The organism is Pelagimonas sp. KU-00592-HH, from assembly GCF_040369695.1.
Taxonomy (GTDB): Bacteria; Pseudomonadota; Alphaproteobacteria; order Rhodobacterales; family Rhodobacteraceae; genus Shimia.
The window spans coordinates 1,386,373-1,405,509 of record NZ_BAABWM010000001.1; the positions used below are offsets into that span (position 1 = coordinate 1,386,373).

At 61.8% G+C, this 19,137-nt stretch carries 24 protein-coding genes; 17 read left to right on the top strand and 7 right to left on the bottom strand.

Annotated elements, in window-relative coordinates:
- Positions 1–31: 31 nt before the first annotated feature.
- The 4 genes from ABWV42_RS06770 to ABWV42_RS06785 all read left to right on the top strand — a co-directional run bounded on the left by ABWV42_RS06770 (position 32) and on the right by ABWV42_RS06785 (position 3,824).
- Entirely contained in the window at positions 32–1,204 is a 1,173-nt protein-coding gene (locus ABWV42_RS06770) for an MFS transporter (RefSeq protein ID WP_353339431.1), read from the top strand.
- Positions 1,205–1,211: 7 nt separating this feature from the next.
- Positions 1,212–2,255 (top strand): glycosyltransferase family 4 protein, encoded by a 1,044-nt coding sequence (locus ABWV42_RS06775; RefSeq protein ID WP_353339432.1) that lies wholly within the window; start codon positions 1,212–1,214, stop codon positions 2,253–2,255.
- A 123-nt stretch (positions 2,256–2,378) separates the two neighbouring features.
- Entirely contained in the window at positions 2,379–3,401 is a 1,023-nt protein-coding gene (locus tag ABWV42_RS06780) for an aspartate-semialdehyde dehydrogenase (protein WP_255107840.1), read from the top strand.
- A gap of 129 nt (positions 3,402–3,530) precedes the next feature.
- Positions 3,531–3,824: a hypothetical protein gene (locus tag ABWV42_RS06785; protein WP_353339433.1), complete on the top strand. Its 294-nt coding sequence runs from the start codon at positions 3,531–3,533 to the stop codon at positions 3,822–3,824.
- A 72-nt stretch (positions 3,825–3,896) separates the two neighbouring features.
- Here ABWV42_RS06785 and ABWV42_RS06790 read toward each other — a convergent pair whose 3' ends face one another.
- Entirely contained in the window at positions 3,897–4,544 is a 648-nt protein-coding gene (locus ABWV42_RS06790; protein WP_353339434.1) for a carbonic anhydrase, read from the bottom strand.
- Positions 4,545–4,679: 135 nt separating this feature from the next.
- Here ABWV42_RS06790 and ABWV42_RS06795 point away from each other — a divergent pair, with 135 nt between their 5' ends.
- The 3 genes from ABWV42_RS06795 (at position 4,680) to ABWV42_RS06805 (ending at position 7,356) form a co-directional block, all read left to right on the top strand.
- The gene (locus ABWV42_RS06795) at positions 4,680–5,072 is read left to right on the top strand and encodes a hypothetical protein (RefSeq protein WP_353339435.1); all 393 of its coding nucleotides are present in this window, start codon (positions 4,680–4,682) and stop codon (positions 5,070–5,072) included.
- A 65-nt stretch (positions 5,073–5,137) separates the two neighbouring features.
- A complete protein-coding gene (locus tag ABWV42_RS06800; RefSeq protein ID WP_353339436.1) occupies positions 5,138–6,520 on the top strand; it encodes a leucyl aminopeptidase family protein in 1,383 nt (460 codons plus the stop codon).
- On the top strand, positions 6,517–7,356 hold the full coding sequence (locus ABWV42_RS06805) for a C40 family peptidase (RefSeq protein WP_353339437.1): 840 nt from the start codon (positions 6,517–6,519) through the stop codon (positions 7,354–7,356). The genes ABWV42_RS06800 and ABWV42_RS06805 overlap by 4 nt, the downstream gene beginning before the upstream one ends.
- A gap of 6 nt (positions 7,357–7,362) precedes the next feature.
- On the opposite strand, the gene ABWV42_RS06810 is transcribed toward ABWV42_RS06805, so the two are convergent.
- Positions 7,363–7,704, bottom strand: a complete 342-nt coding sequence (locus ABWV42_RS06810; RefSeq protein ID WP_353339438.1) for a DUF2794 domain-containing protein — start codon at positions 7,702–7,704, stop codon at positions 7,363–7,365.
- Positions 7,705–7,909: 205 nt separating this feature from the next.
- A complete protein-coding gene (locus ABWV42_RS06815; protein WP_353339439.1) occupies positions 7,910–9,583 on the bottom strand; it encodes a Y-family DNA polymerase in 1,674 nt (557 codons plus the stop codon).
- A 93-nt stretch (positions 9,584–9,676) separates the two neighbouring features.
- Here ABWV42_RS06815 and ABWV42_RS06820 point away from each other — a divergent pair, with 93 nt between their 5' ends.
- Complete coding sequence (locus ABWV42_RS06820) at positions 9,677–9,859, top strand: hypothetical protein (RefSeq protein ID WP_353339440.1); 183 nt, start codon at positions 9,677–9,679, stop codon at positions 9,857–9,859.
- Positions 9,825–10,121, top strand: coding sequence for a c-type cytochrome (locus ABWV42_RS06825; RefSeq protein WP_353339441.1), 297 nt, complete (start codon positions 9,825–9,827; stop codon positions 10,119–10,121). The genes ABWV42_RS06820 and ABWV42_RS06825 overlap by 35 nt, the downstream gene beginning before the upstream one ends.
- Positions 10,122–10,133: 12 nt before the next feature.
- On the opposite strand, the gene ABWV42_RS06830 is transcribed toward ABWV42_RS06825, so the two are convergent.
- Positions 10,134–10,409: an I78 family peptidase inhibitor gene (locus ABWV42_RS06830; RefSeq protein WP_353339442.1), complete on the bottom strand. Its 276-nt coding sequence runs from the start codon at positions 10,407–10,409 to the stop codon at positions 10,134–10,136.
- Positions 10,410–10,542: 133 nt separating this feature from the next.
- Here ABWV42_RS06830 and ABWV42_RS06835 point away from each other — a divergent pair, with 133 nt between their 5' ends.
- Positions 10,543–11,679 (top strand): S-(hydroxymethyl)glutathione dehydrogenase/class III alcohol dehydrogenase, encoded by a 1,137-nt coding sequence (locus tag ABWV42_RS06835; protein ID WP_353339528.1) that lies wholly within the window; start codon positions 10,543–10,545, stop codon positions 11,677–11,679.
- Between the two features lie 79 nt (positions 11,680–11,758).
- Positions 11,759–12,481 carry an NYN domain-containing protein gene (locus ABWV42_RS06840; RefSeq protein ID WP_353339443.1) on the top strand — a complete coding sequence of 241 codons (723 nt, stop codon included), beginning with the start codon at positions 11,759–11,761 and terminating at the stop codon, positions 12,479–12,481.
- Here the strand turns inward: ABWV42_RS06840 and ABWV42_RS06845 are convergent.
- Positions 12,454–13,086 carry a TetR/AcrR family transcriptional regulator gene (locus tag ABWV42_RS06845; RefSeq protein WP_353339444.1) on the bottom strand — a complete coding sequence of 211 codons (633 nt, stop codon included), beginning with the start codon at positions 13,084–13,086 and terminating at the stop codon, positions 12,454–12,456. The genes ABWV42_RS06840 and ABWV42_RS06845 overlap by 28 nt on opposite strands.
- Positions 13,087–13,210: 124 nt before the next feature.
- Here ABWV42_RS06845 and mbfA point away from each other — a divergent pair, with 124 nt between their 5' ends.
- Positions 13,211–14,185 carry an iron exporter MbfA gene (gene mbfA, locus ABWV42_RS06850; protein ID WP_353339445.1) on the top strand — a complete coding sequence of 325 codons (975 nt, stop codon included), beginning with the start codon at positions 13,211–13,213 and terminating at the stop codon, positions 14,183–14,185.
- A 19-nt stretch (positions 14,186–14,204) separates the two neighbouring features.
- Here mbfA and ABWV42_RS06855 read toward each other — a convergent pair whose 3' ends face one another.
- Both ABWV42_RS06855 and ABWV42_RS06860 read right to left on the bottom strand, forming a co-directional pair.
- Positions 14,205–14,603 carry an SAM-dependent methyltransferase gene (locus ABWV42_RS06855; protein ID WP_353339446.1) on the bottom strand — a complete coding sequence of 133 codons (399 nt, stop codon included), beginning with the start codon at positions 14,601–14,603 and terminating at the stop codon, positions 14,205–14,207.
- Positions 14,600–15,487, bottom strand: a complete 888-nt coding sequence (locus ABWV42_RS06860; RefSeq protein WP_353339447.1) for a DMT family transporter — start codon at positions 15,485–15,487, stop codon at positions 14,600–14,602. The genes ABWV42_RS06855 and ABWV42_RS06860 overlap by 4 nt, the downstream gene beginning before the upstream one ends.
- A 117-nt stretch (positions 15,488–15,604) precedes the next feature.
- Between ABWV42_RS06860 and ABWV42_RS06865 the strand changes: the two genes are divergently transcribed.
- The 5 genes from ABWV42_RS06865 to ABWV42_RS06885 all read left to right on the top strand — a co-directional run bounded on the left by ABWV42_RS06865 (position 15,605) and on the right by ABWV42_RS06885 (position 19,083).
- The gene (locus tag ABWV42_RS06865) at positions 15,605–16,186 is read left to right on the top strand and encodes a TetR/AcrR family transcriptional regulator (protein WP_353339448.1); all 582 of its coding nucleotides are present in this window, start codon (positions 15,605–15,607) and stop codon (positions 16,184–16,186) included.
- A 55-nt stretch (positions 16,187–16,241) separates the two neighbouring features.
- Positions 16,242–16,841: a pyridoxamine 5'-phosphate oxidase family protein gene (locus ABWV42_RS06870; RefSeq protein ID WP_353339449.1), complete on the top strand. Its 600-nt coding sequence runs from the start codon at positions 16,242–16,244 to the stop codon at positions 16,839–16,841.
- Positions 16,842–16,906: 65 nt separating this feature from the next.
- A complete protein-coding gene (locus tag ABWV42_RS06875) occupies positions 16,907–17,395 on the top strand; it encodes a hypothetical protein (protein ID WP_353339450.1) in 489 nt (162 codons plus the stop codon).
- A gap of 109 nt (positions 17,396–17,504) precedes the next feature.
- Positions 17,505–18,437, top strand: coding sequence for an AEC family transporter (locus tag ABWV42_RS06880; RefSeq protein ID WP_353339451.1), 933 nt, complete (start codon positions 17,505–17,507; stop codon positions 18,435–18,437).
- Positions 18,438–18,606: 169 nt separating this feature from the next.
- Positions 18,607–19,083, top strand: a complete 477-nt coding sequence (locus ABWV42_RS06885) for a YHS domain-containing (seleno)protein (RefSeq protein WP_353339452.1) — start codon at positions 18,607–18,609, stop codon at positions 19,081–19,083.
- The last annotated feature ends 54 nt before the right edge of the window (positions 19,084–19,137 follow it).

Here is a 19,137-nt window from a genome sequence, read left to right on the forward strand (position 1 = left end):
GCTCTTGTCACCGCCGGAGGAGACCAACCCTATGCGCCCTGACCTGATCCTGTTGTGCTTTGCCTACGTGCTCAGCCAGTTCTTCCGCGCCTTCCTCGCGGTCCTGAGCCAAGTTCTGAACGCCGACATCGGTGCCACCCCCGAGGATCTGGCCGCCGCCTCCGGCCTCTGGTTCCTCGTCTTTGCCGCGATGCAGATCCCCGTGGGCGCTTGGCTTGACCGCTTTGGCCCGCGCCTCACATCCTCGGCCCTCCTGCTGATCGGCGGTGGTGGCGGCGCATTGCTGTTTGCCTTTGCCACAACACCCCTGCACATCAGCATTGCGATGGCCCTGATCGGGGTCGGCTGTTCGCCAGTCCTGATGGCCTCCTACTTCATCTTTGCCAAATCCTATCCCCCCGCCCGCTTTGCAACGCTCGCCGCCCTGATGCTGGGCGTCGGATCGGTCGGGAACCTCGTCGCCTCCTATCCGATGGCCTGGGCGACCGAGATGATCGGCTGGCGCCTTTCCCTCGTGGCCCTCGCCGCATTCAGCGCGCTGACGGCCGTTGGCCTGTTTTTCCTTGTGAAGGACCCCGCCAAGGAAGATCACTCCGAAAAAGGCTCGCTGCTGGACCTTCTCAAAATGCCTGCCCTCTGGTGCCTGTTCCCGCTGATGTTCGTGAACTACATGCCCGCCGCAGGCATTCGCGGCCTTTGGATCGGCCCCTACCTTGGCGATGTCTTCGGCACCTCCACCACCGGCGTCGGCACCGCCTCCCTGATCATGGGGCTCGCGATGATCGCCGGCACACTGGCCTATGGCCCCGCCGACCGCATCTTCGGCACCCGCAAATGGGTGGTCCTGATCGGCAACCTGATCGTGGCCCTGTCCTGTTTTGCCCTGGCCTTCTGGCTCACCTCCTCCGCACTTGTGTCGATCATCCTTATGAGCGTCATCGGCTTCTTCGGTGCCGCCTTCCCCGTCATCATCGCCCACGCCCGCAGCTTCTTTCCGCCGCATCTCACCGGGCGCGGCGTGACGCTCCTCAACCTATTCGGAATCGGTGGCGTCGGCGTCATGCAGTTCGCCTCGGGCCGGTTGCACGGGCAGATTGCCGCCACCTCTCCCACGCTTGCCTACCAAACCCTCTTTGCCTTCTTCGGGGTGCTTTTGCTCGTCGGCCTTCTGGTCTATCTGTTCTCCACCGACAGAACCGATTGAGGCCCCCATGCGCGACACAACACAGATCGAGGTCATCGCCCCCAATCTCAAGCGCCGCCTCTCTGGCGTAACCGCCACCATCGCGCGCCTTGTCCCGCTGCAGTCCTCGATGATCGGCATCCGCGCCACCGGCCCCGGTCTGCCAGCGGATGTTCCGCATATCCCGCTCTGGAAACTGCCCTTCCTGTCGCGCCGCACCCCGATTGTCTGGCACGCCCGCCGCAACACCGAAATGTTGCTGGGCCTGTTCCTGCGCAATGTCCTGCGCCTGCCGCTCAAGCTTTTGTTCACCAGCGCCTCGCAGCGCCATCACAGCGGCTATACCAAGTGGCTGATCTCCAAGATGGACGACGTCATCGCCACCTCGCAGAAGACCCGCAGCTACCTCAATCACGAGGCGCACGTGGTGATGCACGGCATCGACCTTGAAAACTTTGCCATCCCCGCCGACAAACCCGCCCTGCGCCGCGACCTTGGTCTGCCCGAAGGTTTGCTCCTTGGCTGCTATGGCCGCATCCGCCACCAGAAAGGCACCGATGCTTTTGTCGATGCGATGATCACGCTCTGCAAGGACCGCGAGGATGTCTTTGGCATCGTCATGGGCCGTGCCACCGAAAAGCACCAGACCTTCCTGCAAGACCTGAAAGACAAGGTCGCCGCCGAAGGCCTCGCTGATCGCATCCTCTTCAAGCCCGAAGTCACCGTGGATGAAATCCCCGCGTGGTATCAGGTGCTCGACCTGTTCATCGCCCCGCAACGCTGGGAAGGCTTTGGCCTCACCCCGCTCGAAGCGATGGCCTGCGGTGTCCCGGTCGTGGCCACCGACGTGGGTGCTTTCTCGGAAATCGTGACCACGCCCCAGATCGGCACCGTTGTCGAACCCGGCGATCCCGCGGCACTTGCCGAAGCCGCCAGACCCTTCCTGTCCGACGCCGCCGCCCTTGCCGAATCCGGCCGCGCAGCCCGCGCCCATGTCGAGGAAAACTTCCGCATCGAAGGTGAAGCCCAGCGCCTTGTCGCCATCTACAAGGGCCTTCTCGACGCCAAGTAACCCACTTTTGAAGCGAAACATCGCGTTTCAGAATGCGGCAAATAAGAAGAATCCATCACCTCCCCCTTTTTTCCCTGCCAAAACGGCGCTAATAGAGCGCGTCCTAAACTTTGGAGAGAGACAATGGGTTATCGCGTCGTTGTCGCAGGCGCCACGGGCAATGTGGGCCGCGAAATGCTGAATATCCTGGCCGAGCGCCAGTTCCCGGTGGATGAAATCGCCGCTCTTGCCAGCCGTCGTTCGCTTGGCACTGAGGTCAGCTTTGGTGACACCACTCTCAAGACCCAGGACATCGAACAGTTCGATTTCTCGGGCTGGGACATGGCCCTGTTCGCCATCGGTTCGGACGCCACCAAGAAATACGCGCCCATCGCTGCGGCGGCCGGCTGTGTCGTGATCGACAACTCGTCGCTCTACCGCTACGATCCGGACGTACCGCTGATCGTGCCCGAGTGTAACGCCGAAGCGATCCACGGCTATTCCAAGAAAAACATCATCGCCAACCCCAACTGCTCGACCGCGCAGATGGTTGTGGCGCTCAAGCCGCTGCACGACCGCGCCAAGATCAAGCGCGTTGTCGTCTCGACCTACCAGTCGGTCTCCGGCTCGGGCAAAGACGCCATCGACGAGCTTTGGGATCAGACCAAGGCCCAGTACAACCCCACCGACGATTATGCGCGCAAGGTCTATACCAAGGACATCGCCTTCAACGTCATTCCCCACATCGACAAGTTCATGGAAGACGGGTCGACCAAGGAAGAGTGGAAGATGGTTGTTGAAACCAAGAAGATCGTCGATCCGTCGATCAAGGTCACCGCAACCTGCGTGCGCGTGCCGGTCTTCGTGGGCCACTCCGAAGCCGTGAACATCGAGTTCGAAGAGTTCCTCGACGAAGACGAGGCCCGTGACATCCTGCGCGAAGCGCCCGGCATCATGGTCATCGACAAGCGTGAAGACGGCGGCTACGTCACCCCGCGCGAATGCGTTGGCGATTTCGCCACCTTCATTTCGCGTATCCGTCAGGATTCGACCGTCGAGAACGGCATCAACCTGTGGTGCGTCTCGGACAACCTGCGCAAGGGCGCCGCGCTGAACGCCGTTCAGATCGCCGAAACCCTGGGCCGCGAGGTTCTCAAGAAAGGCTAAGCCTTTCGACATCCGGATAGGGGGGCGCTCCGAAAGGGGCGCCCCTTCTCCGTTTGAGGGGGCCGACTCTGACAGACCTCACCGCATAGCATGATCCTTGGGGGCATCTCTGCCAAAGGAACCAAACCCATGCAGACTCCACGCAACGACCAATCAATCTCTGACCAATCGCTCGGCCAGACCGCATGGGCCAGCGCCCGCCACGCCGCGCGACTGGATACCGAAACAAGCGTCTGGCTCCGCGCCAGCCTGCGCCCCGCCTTCGAAGCCTCGAATACACTCCGCGGCCTCAAGGCGCGCCTCGCCAAGAAAGGCGTCTACCTCTCGCAAGGTCCGGGCGGTCTCATCCTGCGCGACATCCAGACCCGCGCCGCAATCTGCTCGCTTGATTTTCTGGGGATCAAACGCCGCGCCATGCAGTAACACCCGATAACCGCATGGCGAACAAAAAAGCAGCCCGGGAAATGGGCTGCTTTCGCGAAACTTTTATGTGCTTCAGACCTGCTTGAAGTTTCCGGTCGCCGGATCATAGGCTTCCAGCCCGCCCTCGGCGATATTGTGCCACAAACCATGCAGCGAAAGGTCGCCCTGTTCCACGCGTTCCTTGATGAACGGGAAAGTCATGAGGTTGGCGATTGATTCAAGAACCGCGACTTTTTCAAGTTCCCGCGCCTTCTCGGCCGGGTCCGAAATTTCCGCAACCTTGGCGTATGCCGGACGCAGAACATCCACCCAGCGACCGACAAAGCTCTCTTTCTCTTCCAGAGACGGCGCATTGCCTTCGCACATGTCAATGCAGCCCTGAACGCCACCGCATGCCGAGTGCCCCATCACGATCAGGTGCGCCACTTTCAAGGCAGTCACACCATATTCGATCGCCGCAGAGGTTCCGTGCTGCCCGCCATCCGGTTGATAGGGCGGCACGATATTGGCGATGTTGCGGTGCATAAAGAACTCGCCCTGATCAACGCCAAACAATTCGGTGGCATGAACGCGGCTGTCGCAACAGGAAATCACCATTGCACGAGGATGCTGACCCTCGCCCAACTTGCGATACCAGGACGCATTCGCCTCGTATGTGTTGGCCTTCCAGCCCTGATAGCGCTTCACCAGATATGACGGCAGAGCCTTCGCATGTGTCATCAGCGTCCCTTCCATTCTTTTTCTGAAAAGGTGGAATAGTCTCAATTGCAGAGAAATTCGAGTTATTTTCGTGTCGCAGATAAACCTTTTTCGAAGGCCTTTGCCGCATTTTGGGCGTGCTGTGGGGGCAAAACGATGTGGGTGAAGGAAATGCAGGTATCCATCCTGACAATGAAGGAACCGGTCTATGTCAATCCTGACCGGGTGAAACAACTGGTGCGCCAATCCGGACAGGAGGCCGCCCATGACATCCTTGCCCGCGCGGTCGAGGAAACCGCCCTGCGGCTGGGGCATCTGGCAAACCGCCTTGAAACGGCCTCCGCCGATGAACTCTGCCGCTGCGCGCGGTCACTGCTTGGCATCTCCGACCAGATCGGCCTTGATACCCTGACGATGGTGGCCGAAGACGTCGCCACCTGCATCGAAAACAATGACCCCATCGCCACCGCCGCGACCACCGCCCGCCTTCTGCGGATCGGCGAACGCTCCCTGTCCGAGATTTGCGAGTTGCAGGGCCTGACGCGCTGATACGGGTTGCAGGGCTGCCCCAAGGCGCTAACCTGCGATCAAACCGTTGATCGAATAGGCCCCACATGACCCTCAGCTTTGCGCCCGCGTCTTCCGATACCCTTCCGTTGCACATCGTCGACAAGGACAGCTTCGACACCTGGCGCGAAGCGCAATCCGATGCCACGCGCAGCTGGCTCGACGCAACGGGGTTCAAACCGTCCATCGGCGCGACGGCCCTGATCCCGGGCACTGATGGCACGCCCGTCATGGCCCTTGCCGGATACGGCGATGCCAAGGCCCGCGCCCGCGGCCGTTTCCCGCTTGCCGCCGCGGCCAAATCCCTGCCCGAAGGCACCTATCATCTTGCCAGTGACCTGCCCGCGGGCGACCTCGAAACCGAATGCCTCGGCTGGCTCCTGTCGGCCTATGCCTTTGACCGTTACGCCAAGCAATCCGGGGCCAAGGCCCGCCTGACCTGTCCCCAAGGGGTCGACGCCGCGCGCGTCGAAGCCATCGCCAACGCCGAGGCCCTGACCCGCGATCTCATCAACACCCCCGCCGCCGACATGGGGCCGGACGCCCTTGAGGCCGCCTGCCGCGATCTGACCGACACCTTCGATGCCACCATTGCCGTCACCACCGGCGAGGCGCTGCTCGACAACAACTTCCCCATGATCCACGCCGTTGGCCGCGCCGCTGCCAAGGCGCCGCGCCTGATCGACATAAACTGGGGCGACACTGGCCCGAAACTTACCCTTGTCGGCAAGGGCGTCTGTTTCGACACCGGCGGCCTCAACCTCAAACCCGGCGGCTCGATGGCGCTTATGAAAAAGGACATGGGCGGCGCGGCAACCGTTCTTGGCCTCGCCCGCATGATCATGGCGCTGAACCTGCCGCTGCAACTGCGTGTCCTGATTCCGGCAGTGGAAAACGCCGTGTCCGGCAACGCCTTCCGCCCCGGTGACATCCTCACATCGCGCAAGGGGCTGACCGTCGAGATCAACAATACCGACGCCGAAGGCCGCCTTGTTCTGGCCGACGCCCTTGCGCTTGCCAACGAGGACAATCCCGACACCATCATCTCGATGGCCACGCTGACCGGGGCGGCCCGCGTCGCCGTCGGCCCCGATCTCTCGCCCTTCTACACCGATGACGACGCCACCGCCGCCGCCCTTTCCAAGGCCGCAACCAACGTCTCCGATCCGGTCTGGCGGATGCCTTTCTGGGAGCCCTATGAAAAGATGATCGAACCCGGCATCGCCGATCTCGACAACGCCCCCTCCGGCGGTTTCGCAGGCTCCATCACCGCCGCGCTGTTCCTGCGCCGTTTCGTCGACAATGCGCGCTATACCCATTTCGACATCTACGGCTGGAACCCCGCCCCGGCACCGGCACGCCCCAAGGGCGGCGTCGGCATGGGGGCGCGCGCGCTGCTTGATGCCCTGCCGGACATGCTGGGCCTGTGATGGACCGCCGCCGCACCCCGGCCAACGCCCGTGTCGCCCTTGAAAGCGCCACCTCGGCCCCGGCCAACCTGCCGCGCGTGGCAGGTGTTCCCGCGCGCATCTCGGTGCCTGTCGCCGATCTCCTCGCCGCGCCCGAAGGCGCGCGCGACCGCCAGCTTCTGTTCGGCGATGAGGTCACCCTGATCGAGGCGCGCAACGGATTCAGCTTTGTTCAGGCCGCAAAAGACGGCTACGTCGGCTACCTGCCCGACACCGCGCTTGCCGCCCCGCAAGAGGCAACCCACTGGGTCAGCGCCCCGGCCACACATCTCTATACCAAGCCCGATTTCAAATCCGCCGACCGCCTGTCCCTCAGCTTTGGCAGCCGGGTTCGGATCACCTCCCAAAAGGGCCGCTTCTGCGAAACTCCCGACGGGTTCATCCCGGCACAGCACGTAACGCCCCTGGGCGAACACCTTACCGATCCCACCGCTGTCGCTGCGCTTTTCCTTGGCACCCCCTACCTCTGGGGCGGCAACTCGGCCTTCGGCATCGACTGTTCAGGCCTGATCCAGGCCGCCTGCCTTGCCTGCACCATCCCCTGCCCCGGTGACAGCGACATGCAGGCCGCTGAACTTGGCACGCTGCTGCCCGAAGGCACGCCACCACAACGCGGTGATCTCCTGTTCTGGAAAGGCCATGTCGCGCTTGTGGTCAGTGGCGACACCCTGATTCACGCCAATGCTCACCACATGGCGGTGGCCTATGAACCCCTTGACGCCGCGATCGAGCGCATCGCGCAACAGGGCGACGGCCCGGTCACGGCTCATCGCCGCCTGCCTGTCGTAGAGGTTTGAAGGGTCTTACTCGACCGCGCGGATCAGCTTGCGTTCCAGCACCCGAAGCACGGTCTTGAGGTCATGCCCGCGCTTCAGAATCTGGCCATCCATGCCGATCACCGCGTACATCCCCTGCTTTGCACGCAGCTTCGGCCGCTTCTCGATCTTGTAGAGCGGGTTCTCGGCCGTGCGCCGGAACACCGAGAACACGGCAACGTCCTTCAGCGATGAAATCCCATAATCCCGCCACTCGCCCGCGGCCACCATCCGCCCGTAAAGCGAAAGGATCACGTTCAGTTCCGTGCGATGAAATGAGACCTGCGTCGGGGCGCTTCCGGCAAAGGGAATGGGAGGCTGTGCATTCATATCTCCAGAGTTGCGCTGAATTTTCAATAAATCAAGCCTGCCCCGCTTTTGCCCCAAATTCTTCTGCAAAAGGCCTCGCACCTTCCCTCTTGTCGCCCAACCCCGCCTGCATATTCACATCATAGCGAAACACAAACGCTACCTTCGGCGGCGCGGCGTTATTGCCCCCACCCAGTCTGCGTCGCCGGAGGCCCTTTTTCCCAGATCATGCAAACGCCCCCTGGCAGAACCAGCCAGAGGACATCGTGCCGCCATGTGCGTAGAACAGCCAAAGCCTTGTTCCGTCACGACAATCCACTTGCCAATAGTCCCGCGTGCCGCTGCGCCAAAGCGGATCATCCAGCCACCATTCCGGGGCAATCCGCTCAGGCCCGACCACCTCGGCCACCTGCAAATCCCGCCCGCGAAACCGGAAACACTCGGGCAGGCGCGGGTGATCCGGCACCATGACAGGCTCGGGACGCCAAAGACACAAGGGGCGCTGCGCCACCGGCGCGGGCCACTCGCCTTCATGCGGTTCCGACCACGCCGCCGCCATCACCTGCGCCTCCTTTTCCGGAATATGGCTCTCGGCCGGATGCAACCGTGCCACCCGCTCCAGCCCGATCCGGGCTCCGATCCGCCCGAACAGGTCTTCCATCGCCCGCCCCCCTGCGGCCTCGGCGGCCTGCCGTTCCATGACGGTGCGGGCCGCATCCAGATGCCCCACCTGCTTGCGCCTGGGCAGGGCCTCGGAGCGCACCACCGCAAGGCGCAGCATGTCGATGCCATAGCCCGCTTCGATCTCGCTCACCTTCATCGCCAGCAGGGGGCGAATCCGCTCCGGTTGATCGCTGGCCCGCGCCAGCCCCACATCCACCCACTGCATCGTCTGATCCGCCCGATAGGCCTGAAGCCGCACAACCCGCGCGCCCTGCCCCTTGTCGCGCAGCAGGTCACACAACCGCTCCAGCAACCGCTCGACCGCCGCCATCACGTCATCAAACAACCCGATCGGATCGGGCAATGTCATCCGCACCGCGAAATGCGGCGTCGCCTTGGCCGGGCTGATCGGTTCCGGCACCCCACCCAGCGCCTGATCGATCCGCAACACCAACCCCTGCCCGAACCGCCGCGCAAGGCTGGCCCGCGGCTGGCCCAGCACATCCCCGATCTGCCGCAGCCCAAGCCGCGCCAGCGCCTCCCGCGTCGCCGGTTCGATCCGCAGGGCAGCCACCGGCAAGGCGGCAAGCGCCCCGTGCATCTGTCCCGGTGGTGCAATCCGCGCAACAGGTTGCCCGCCCCCCTGCACTGCCGGTGCCGCGCCGCCCTTGGTCCAGTGCCGCCGTTTCACCGCCCGCGACCGCGTGGCCCGCGCCTCCTGGTCAATGGCATCCCCGCTGCGATGGTTTTCGGCCCCCGCACTCCCGGCAAACCGCGCCAGCGCCCAGGCCGCCCCCGGCGTATCCGCCACCCCGCCCTCGACCTGCAATCCAAGCACCGCGCAATCCGCCTGCATCGCGGCCAGCATCTCTGCCTCCCCCCCGAACAGATGCGCGCATCCGGTGATATCCAGCATCAGGGCAGAAGGCGGTTCCTGCGCGACCCAGGGCGAATACTTCCCGGCCCAGCGGCACAGGACCGACAGGAACGCCGCCTCCGCCTGCGGGTTCTGCAACCGCGTCACCAACTCCGGGCACATCGCCTGCGCATCACGAAACGGCTGGCCGATATGGACGCCCGCCGCGCTGGCCTCGGCCGAAAGCGACTCCACCACCTGCATCTGTCCGGTATCCCGCAACACCGCGAGCGGCACGCCGATCAGTCCCGGATCCAGCCGGATCAGGCGTTCGGCCCCGAAGCGGGGAAACCACAGGGATAACAGACGTCGCGTAGGCATATTGGCAGCATATGTTCGCTTTTTGTTCTTATTTTTTATCTTGATTCTACCCCGCATGTCGAGTTGATGATGTCCACTCACAGGAGATCCGCCATGCGCCCGACTTTGCCCACCGCCATTATCCTGACGCTCGCGCTGGCCGGGCTTGTCCATGCCCACGGCGGCACCAAGGACAAAACCGTTCTTGCCCGCATGGATGCCATGCTGGACAGTAAAAAAGGCGCTCAACATACTTGGCGACATGGCCAAAGGCCTGCGTCCACTCGATCCGGATAGGGCGGAACAGGCCAAATCGGCACTGGTGACCCTCTCGCGCCAGACCCCCGAGTTGTTCAAGACCCACGCCAAAGACCCGACAAGCGAGGCCCTGCCCCTGATCTGGGAGAACTGGGACGATTTTCTGAAAAAGAACGAGGCCACGGTGCGCGCTGCACAGGCCGTTGACACCAAGACGCTGGGTGGCCTTCAGCAATCCCTGATCCAGCTCGGCGCAACCTGCCTCGACTGCCACGAAAAATACCGCAAAATCAAAAACTAAGCGGCCCCCTGACTACCCGCAGCGCACCTCGCGAATGATCCCCTTGTCATCAAGGTAAACATTCAGACGCTCCGGGTTGTGATCCATCGTCAACATCGAATCCGGCGCGACAATCCGCATGGCCTCGGGTGTCAGCACCCCGTCCAGCGCCGCGACCGGTTTGCCGATCAGAAAGGAGAACGCCGCCGGATCGCAAACAGCCGCCCCAAGGGTCCGCTGCTGTGCCTCGTCGTCTTCGCCAATGCAGCCCGCCAGGGCCACCAGCGCCACCAGCCCGATATGTTTCATCCGACAATTTCCTTTCATTTTCCGACAATTATCTGATGTCTCGTCGCTATGAAACAAGTCTTGGTCGCAACCTCTATTGAAAAGCGGCACGGTTTCGCCCAACCTCGCGTCAACCAAGGAGGATTCAATAATGATGCGCACCCGAGCCGCCGTCGCCCTTGAGGCCGGCAAACCCCTCGAAGTCATGGAAGTGAACCTGGAAGGCCCCAAGGCCGGTGAGGTTCTCGTGGAAATCAAGGCCACCGGCCTGTGCCACACCGACGAATTCACCCGTTCGGGCGCCGACCCCGAAGGCCTGTTCCCCTCGATCCTCGGCCACGAAGGCGCGGGCGTCGTTCTGGAGGTGGGCGAAGGCGTCACCACGCTCAAACCCGGCGATCACGTGATCCCGCTCTACACCCCGGAATGCGGCGAATGCTTTGCCTGCCGCTCGGGCAAGACCAACCTCTGCACCGCGATCCGCGGCACCCAGGGTCAAGGCCTCATGCCCGATGGCACCACCCGCTTCTCGATGCTGGATGGCACCCCGATCTACCACTACATGGGCTGCTCGACCTTCGCCAACCACACCGTCCTGCCGGAAATCGCGCTGGCCAAGGTGCGCGACGACGCGCCCTTCGACAAGATCTGCTACATCGGCTGTGGCGTCACCACCGGCATCGGCGCGGTGATCAACACCGCCGGCGTTGAAACCGGCGCCACCGCGGCGGTCTTCGGCCTGGGTGGGATCGGCCTCAACGTGATCCAGGGCCTGCGCATGGCTGGCGCCAGCAAGATCATCGGTGTCGACCTGAACAGCGACAAGGCCGAGATGGCCAAGAAGTTCGGCATGACCGACTTCGTGAACCCGAAAGACCTGCCCGAGGGCCAGTCGGTCACCGAGGCCATCATCGAGCTCACCAAGACCGAGGAAGACCAGTTCGGCGGCGTGGATTATTCCTTCGACGCCACCGGCAACGTGCAGGTCATGCGCGACGCGCTGGAATGCTCGCACCGCGGTTGGGGTGTGTCGGTCATCATCGGCGTGGCGCCGGCCGGGGCCGAGATCTCGACCCGCCCATTCCAGCTGGTCACCGGCCGCGTCTGGAAAGGCACTGCATTCGGCGGCGCCAAGGGCCGCACAGACGTGCCCAAGTTCGTCGACTGGTACATGAACGGCACCATCGAGATTGACGAGATGATCACCCACAAGCTGACCCTCGATCAGATCAACGAAGGCTTCGACCTGATGCACGAAGGCAAATCCATCCGCGCGGTGGTTGAATTCTGATCTTCGATCACCCATTCTAGAGACAACAGGGCGCGCCACCTTGGCGCGCCTTTCTTTTTGAAATTGCTTGATAAATTACATGACAAAACCTGACCGTCCGCTTTTCGCCGTTCTCATCGACGCAGACAACATTCCCGCGAAACATGCCGCCGCCATCCTCAAGGAGATTACTTCCTTCGGGGAACCCGCATTGAGACGGGTCTACGGAGATTGGTCCTCTGCATCCCTGCAAAACTGGACGCAGCAGGCCCGCGCCCTTGGTCTTGTCGCGCACCAGGAAACGGCCAATACGGCAGGCAAAAACGCCTCCGATATAGGGCTAGTCATAGATGCAATGGACATCCTGCACACGGGGCGCTTTGACGGGTTCGTCATAGTCAGTTCCGACAGCGACTTTACGGCACTGGCCAACCGCATACGCGAACAGGGGCTTACAGTTATCGGCATTGGCGAAAGCAAAGCGCCCCTCAGCCTGCGCAACGTCTGCAATCGCTTTGTCCTGATCGAGAACATAGTTGCCCCCACGCCGCAATCCACGACCAACAGCACCGAGCAGCAAAGCAAGCGTTCCCTCAAAGAAGTTGTGCCAATGCTCGAAGCCGCGATGGACAAGATCGATCCGGACAGCGAATGGTACGCTCTCGGGGCCTTGGGTCAGAAAATTGCCGCAGCGCATTCCGACTTTGACACCCGAACCTATGGGCATGCCAAGCTCAGCACTCTTGTTCAAAGCCTGAAGGGGTTCAAAACCCGCCGCACAAGTGGAAACGGCAATCAGCTTGAGGTCGCCCGCACCCCATAACGCGCAAGGAACGTCTCGACCGCATTCTCCGCCACGTTGCGGATCTCCTCTTGGGAAAACTCGCTCTGGATCCCAAAAACCGCCCTGTTCCAGATCGTCGACTTGCACAGTTCCGAAAACTGTTCCGCGGCCATCTTCACATCATCAATCTGCAAAGCGCCTTCCGCCACCGCGCATTCAAGAAAGGCCGCCATCCGGTCCCGTCCCATCCGCGGCCCGGCCTCGTAGAAGGCCGCGCCCAGTTCGGGAAAGCGGTCCCTTTCTGCCACACAGATACGAAACACCCCCTGGGCCACATCAGAAACCAGAAAGCTCGCCAAGCGTTCTGCCGCGATCAGCAAGGCTTCACGCAAAGGACAGTCCTCGGTCAGCATGGCAAGGATTTCATCCGCCATCCGGTCGCATTGGTTGGTCGCAATTTCACGGAACAGAACGGCCTTGTCGGGAAAATAGCTATAAAGCGTGGCCTTTGAGACACCGGCCACCTTAGCAATCTCGTCCACGCTCGCCCCTTCGAACCCGTCGCGAAGGAACACCTCACGTGCTCCTTCAAGCACCTGGTCGAATTTGCGTCCCCTACGGATGACTGGGCTGTGCGTGTTCATTGACGCTCCTGGCTATTTGGAATTCGAATATAAACTGAGCGGTTCAGTTACCACAAGAAAAACACCTTGCACCTGACCCGCAGTCACATAAATTAGAATTATTCTAAAACATGCGAGTCCCCCCATGCGTTTTTTCTCTCAACGACGCCACTTCAAGGATCTGAGCGAACAGGAACTCATCGCGCTGGCCATCTCCTCGGAAGAGGATGACGCCCGAATCTACCGCTCCTATGCCGAGATGCTACGCAGCGATTTCCCGGCAACGGCAAAGGTGTTCGATGGCATGGCCGCCGAGGAGGACACCCACCGCCAGCGACTGATCGACCTGCATCAAACCCGTTTTGGCGATGTGATCCCCCTGATCCGCCGCGAACACGTTGCAGGCTATTATGCCCGCCGCCCGATCTGGCTGGTTGAAAACCTCGGGATCGACCGCATCCGCACCGAAGCCGCCGCGATGGAACGCGATGCCGAACGGTTCTACCTTGCCGCCGCCGCCCGCAGTCAGGATGCCGCGACCCGCAAACTGCTTGGTGATCTCGCCGCCGCAGAGGCCGGCCATCAGGACACGGCGCACGGTCTGGAGCAGCAGCACCTCGACGATGACAGCCGCGAGACAGAAGCAGACACCGCCAAACGCCAGTTTATCCTGACATGGGTGCAACCCGGCCTTGCCGGTCTCATGGATGGGTCGGTGTCAACTCTGGCCCCCATCTTCGCCACCGCTTTCGCTACGCAGGACACCTGGACCACCTTCCTTGTCGGCCTTGCGGCGTCGGTTGGTGCCGGCATCTCGATGGGCTTCACCGAGGCCGCCTCGGACGACGGCGAACTCTCGGGTCGCGGCTCTCCCATCAAGCGCGGCTTCGCGTCGGGCATCATGACAACCGTGGGCGGCCTCGGCCACGCCCTGCCCTACCTGATCCCCGATTTCTGGACCGCAACCACCATCGCGATCCTCGTGGTATTCCTCGAACTCTGGGCCATCGCCTGGATTCAGAACCGATTCATGGAGACCCCGTTCTTCCGTGCTGCCTTCCAGGTCGTGCTGGGCGGTGCCCTCGTCTTCGCCGCAGGGGTGCTGATCGGCAGCGGCTAGATCCGGCCGCTGCGCTTTTTCACCGGGATGCGGGCTTGATATCCAACAGCTTGGTTCGATCCAGGCAGTCCAGCCCCCGCACGAAGAGGCAACCATCAGCAATGCTCAAAATCGGCACTTCAGCGGCAGCAATCGGGTTTGGTCGGTGCGGCGAGCGTAGCGAAAAGACACCCGTCGCCGCCCCGCCACCACGACACCCGCGGCTTTGGCTGATACGATTCCGATCCACACCTTCAAACCAGTAAAGCACCAGCACCCTTTGTCCCGGCCGCAAACCGACCAGCCCGTGGGCGTAAGCCTGGTCCAGCTCCAACACACACTCTGGTCCGTCGGCCTGCACATTGTTTGGGCAGTCTTCCAGCCGCACGTAGGGCGTGCGAATTTCACCAATGAACGTCAACTCGGCTTGTCCCATCATGCCTCCTCCCGGCTGGATACCACCGCATAGACAAACACCGTCACAAGGATCACTGTCCCGCCAACAAAGCTCGTCAGCGGCGGCACCTCACCAAAAAAACCAAAAGCGAAAAGCGGGGCAAAGACGGCCTCCAACATCAGGATCATCCCTACTTCAGGAGCGGTGATGTAGCGGGTCGCAACCTGCGACAGCACTCGTCCAAACGGCGCGGTAAACAGACCCATCGCAGCCATGATGATCCATGTGCTCAGGCTGAAGCTTTCCGGCGAGGCAAGAAAGAACATCACCACGGCAAGGAACAATCCGCCCATGCCCACGCTGGCCATACGGCTGACACTTTGGAACCGCCGCAACAGGGTTTGGTTCAGTGACACGCAGGTCACCGCAAAAAACGCCAGCACGTCCCCATAAAGGTTGCCTGCCCCGAAAGAGCCCGACACCACGATTGCGATCCCGACCATCACCGCGACGATGGCAATCCAAGTGGCCCTCCGCGTCACCTCACCCAGGAAGATCCTGCTGAAGACAGCCGCAAGCGCAGGGGCCGTACTCAGGATGACAAAGGTGTTGGCGACCGAAGTGTTCTTGATGCTCAGCACCAATGCCGAGGCACTGCCAAGCATCAAGAGCCCGGACAGAACCACCGGCCAGCCGCTGGCTTTCAACGTTCCAAGAACACCCCTCTCGTCGCGCAGGTGAATGAAAATCGGCATCGAGATCGCCGTGAACAGGCCGAACAGGAAAGCGGTGTCAAATCCTCCGACACCCGAAAACCGGATGAAAATCGGGTCAAAGCTCATCAAGATCGCCCCTGCTAGGGCAATCGCAAGCCCCGTCGAGCGGGGGTTTTGTCCAAGGGACGGAAAGGTCGTGGTCTGGGTCATGATGCTCATCCAAAATCATACTGATTGGTGTGATTTATTCACCCTTGCCCAAATGTCAATATAATCATACTTATTGGTATGATGTTTTCCGCAGGAGAATTGAAAACCTTGGGAAAAATGGAAGAGAAACGCGCACAGAAACGCCGTGCCATCCTGGAAGCCGCGCAAGAGGCCTTTCTCTCAGACGGTTTTTTGCTGGCCAACATGGACAGAATCGCGGCCCAGGCACAGGTCACGAAACAGACCGTCTACCGCTACTTCCCTTCAAAGAGCGATCTTTTCCGGGACACCTTGCGCCATATGGGTGAACGCGCCGGCGATAGCTTTCTGCGACACCTCCAAATCCCGGATACCAAAACAGCACTTGAGAAGTTCGCCATTGGCTTCGTGAAGGCACATATGAGTGACGCGCATCTGGAAACCTTCCGCTTGCTGATCGCCGAAAGCACCAAGGCCCCCGAACTGGTCAGTGCCTTTTTCGAAGTGGGCCCTGATGACACGGGCTCAACCCTTGCCACCTTCTTCCGCGACAGGCTGAACATCGAAGACCCCGAAACCGCCCTTCGCCAATACACCGGTATGCTTCTGGCATATCGCACCGATGCTCTGCTTGGCCGCCCCGTGCCCGATGCCCACGCCCTCGAAGACCACGCCCGCACTTCAACCCGCTGGCTCCTTTCGGCCGTCGCAAACGAATAATTCGATCACCATTTCCCTAAAGACCCGCTAGAACCAAGGGGAACAGGAGACACCCATGCCCCAGATCACCGACATCGCCTCTCTCGAAGCCCTATACGGCGAACCGGTTCCTGCCTCGCTGACCAAGGTCGCCATTCGCATGACCCCGCTGTACCGCCAGTGGATCGAGGCCGCGCGCTTTGTCGTGCTCTCCACTGTTGGCCCCGAGGGCACCGACGCCAGCCCGCGCGGTGACGATGGCCCGGTTGTGAAAATCGCCGACGATCACACCCTCCTGCTGCCGGACTGGCGCGGCAACAACCGCATCGACAGCCTGCGCAACATCGTACGCGACGGGCGCGCCAGCCTGATGTTCATGATCCCCGGCACAACCAACGTCGTGCGCTGCAACGGAACCGCGATCCTGACAACAGATGCAGAGATGACCGAACAGTTCACGCAGGCGGGCAAGCACCCCAAGTCCGTCATCGTTTTCACCCTCGCCGAAATGTACTTCCAATGCGCCAAGGCGATCATGCGCTCGGGCCTCTGGACCACGCCACACCCGGACAACGTCCCAACCGCCGGACAGTTCATCCAGGAAATGAAAGCTGACTTCGACGGCAAATCCTATGACGCAGGCTACGCGGAATACGCCAAAACGCGGATGTGGTAGCCGCCTTTGCCATGCGCCGCGCCTTGGCCTATGCTGGACGCCCGTCAGGAAAGGGCCGAAAGACCGTGGCCAAACCGCTGAAACCCCTGGTAGCCTGCTGCCTCTTACTGGGCGTGTCGCTCTCGGCGGCACACGCCCAAAGCCTGGCAGACGATACGGTTTTCCCGTCCACCACGCCGCCTTTCTCGGACTTTGGGCTGACCTATGATCCTGAAACCCTCACGCCCTATCCCCTGATACGCGATTGCCCCGAATGCCCGCCGCCTGCATTTTCCGGTCGCATTCCCGATCGATTTACCGACCTGTCCTTCAGCAGCCCCGTATCACGCCACCCCGATGGCATCCTGACTTTCCGGGGCGGGTTGCAAAAAGACGGCAGCATTTCCCTTGGGCTGATATGGACCAACCGCCGCTGGTACTGGGCCGAAAAACGCCAGCCTTCACAGCCTTTGACGCCCTCCCATGCCTTCCGTCCGACGGTCCCCCTCGGCCAAGGCGGCACCTGGAGCTCCAACTGCAACCCGTTGACCGATCCGGACTGTACCCGCTTTTGATCCCGCCATTCGCTTCGAAAACACCCGACAATGACACGGTCGCCCCCGCGAATGCGCGACGGGCCAACAAATCCCTTGCCCTGCCCTGCCGGGATGCTACCAAGTTGCCATGTTAGCGATCTTCCTCAAGACCCTGCCGTTCTTTGCGATCATCGGCCTTGGCTACTGGGCCGGGCGCACGAAGTTCTTCAGCCAGGAAGCCACCGCCTACCTCACCAAGTTCGTCTTCTACTTCGCCCTCTCGGCCATGCTGTTCCGCTTTGCCGCGAACCTCTCGCTGGCCGAGGTGCTCGACTGGCCGCTCGTCGGCGCCTACCTACTGGGCACGCTGGCGATCTACCTGCTCGCCACCGGCGTCGCATTTCTGCGCCGCCTCGACATTCCCACCGCCGCGATCGAGGCCCAATGCGCCGTCATCGGCAACGTCGGTTTCCTTGGCGTGCCCATGCTTGTCCTGCTGCTCGGCGAACGGGCCATTGGTCCGGTCATGCTGGTCCTCGCGGTCGACCTGATCGTCTTTTCCTCTCTGATCGTGATCCTGATCACCGGCTCCCGGGATGGCCGGATGAGCTTTGCCATCCTGCGCACCGTCGGTCTCGGCCTGCTGCGCAACCCGATGATCGTGGCGATCTCCTCGGGCCTGATCTGGTCAGCCCTCGAAATCCCGATCCCCGCGCCGCTGAATGAATTCCTCGCACTGCTTGGCGCGGCAGCCACCCCCGGCGCGCTGTTCGCCATCGGAGCCTCGCTGGCCGCCATTGCCGCGGAACGCGTTCAGGTCGCCGCCTGGCTCTCGTTCTGCAAACTGGTCCTGCATCCGGCCGCCGTTGCCATCGCGGCGCTCTGGATCATCCCGATCGATCCCTATTCCGCTGCCGTGGTGATCTCCGCTGCCGCCCTGCCCGTGGCCGGCAACGTCTATATCCTCGCCCAGCACTACGGCGTCGCCCCCCACCGCGCTTCGGCCGCCATCCTGCTCTCGACCGTCGTTAGCATCGGCACCGTTTCCGCTGTCATCGCATGGGTCGCCACCCTCACCTGACGCACAGCCTTTCTGCAAAGGCGCACATCACCCTTAGTTGTTTTGAACGTGATTGACCCGGTTCCTAACTCGAGGTCACCGCAGCGCAATATCGCTTGCGGCGCAAACAACTCCGATCTGTCCGGAAATTTCGGCTGGCCAGGTCAAGCACTCTGAAAAGGCAAAACCAATGAACGCTTTCAAATCCCTCATCGGCGGCATCGCCCTCTCCGCAGCTCTCGTCACCTCGGCCCTGGCAGCAGGCGTCGACGTCAATGCCACCACCACCGGCCTTGCCCTGCGCGGCTACGATCCGGTTGCATACCATACCGTAGGTGAACCGACCCCAGGCGACTTCCAGATCACCGCAACCTACAACGACGCGACCTACCGCTTCGCCTCGGAAGAGAACAAAGCCACCTTCGAAGCCAACCCCGAAGCATACGCTCCGGCCTACGGCGGCTACTGCGCCTTCGGCACCGCGATGGGCTTCAAATTCGACGGCGATCCGGAAATCTGGAAAATCGTTGACAACAAGCTCTACCTGAACCTGTCGGCTGGCGTTCAAGAACGCTGGGAAGGCGACGTTCCGGGCTTCATCGAAAAAGCTTCGGCCAACTGGGTCGACATCGCAGACAAGACCCCGGAAGAGCTGCAAGAGCAGTAAATCCCAATCCACTCACGGATCAGAGCGGCGGTAGGGCATCCTGCCGCCGTTTTG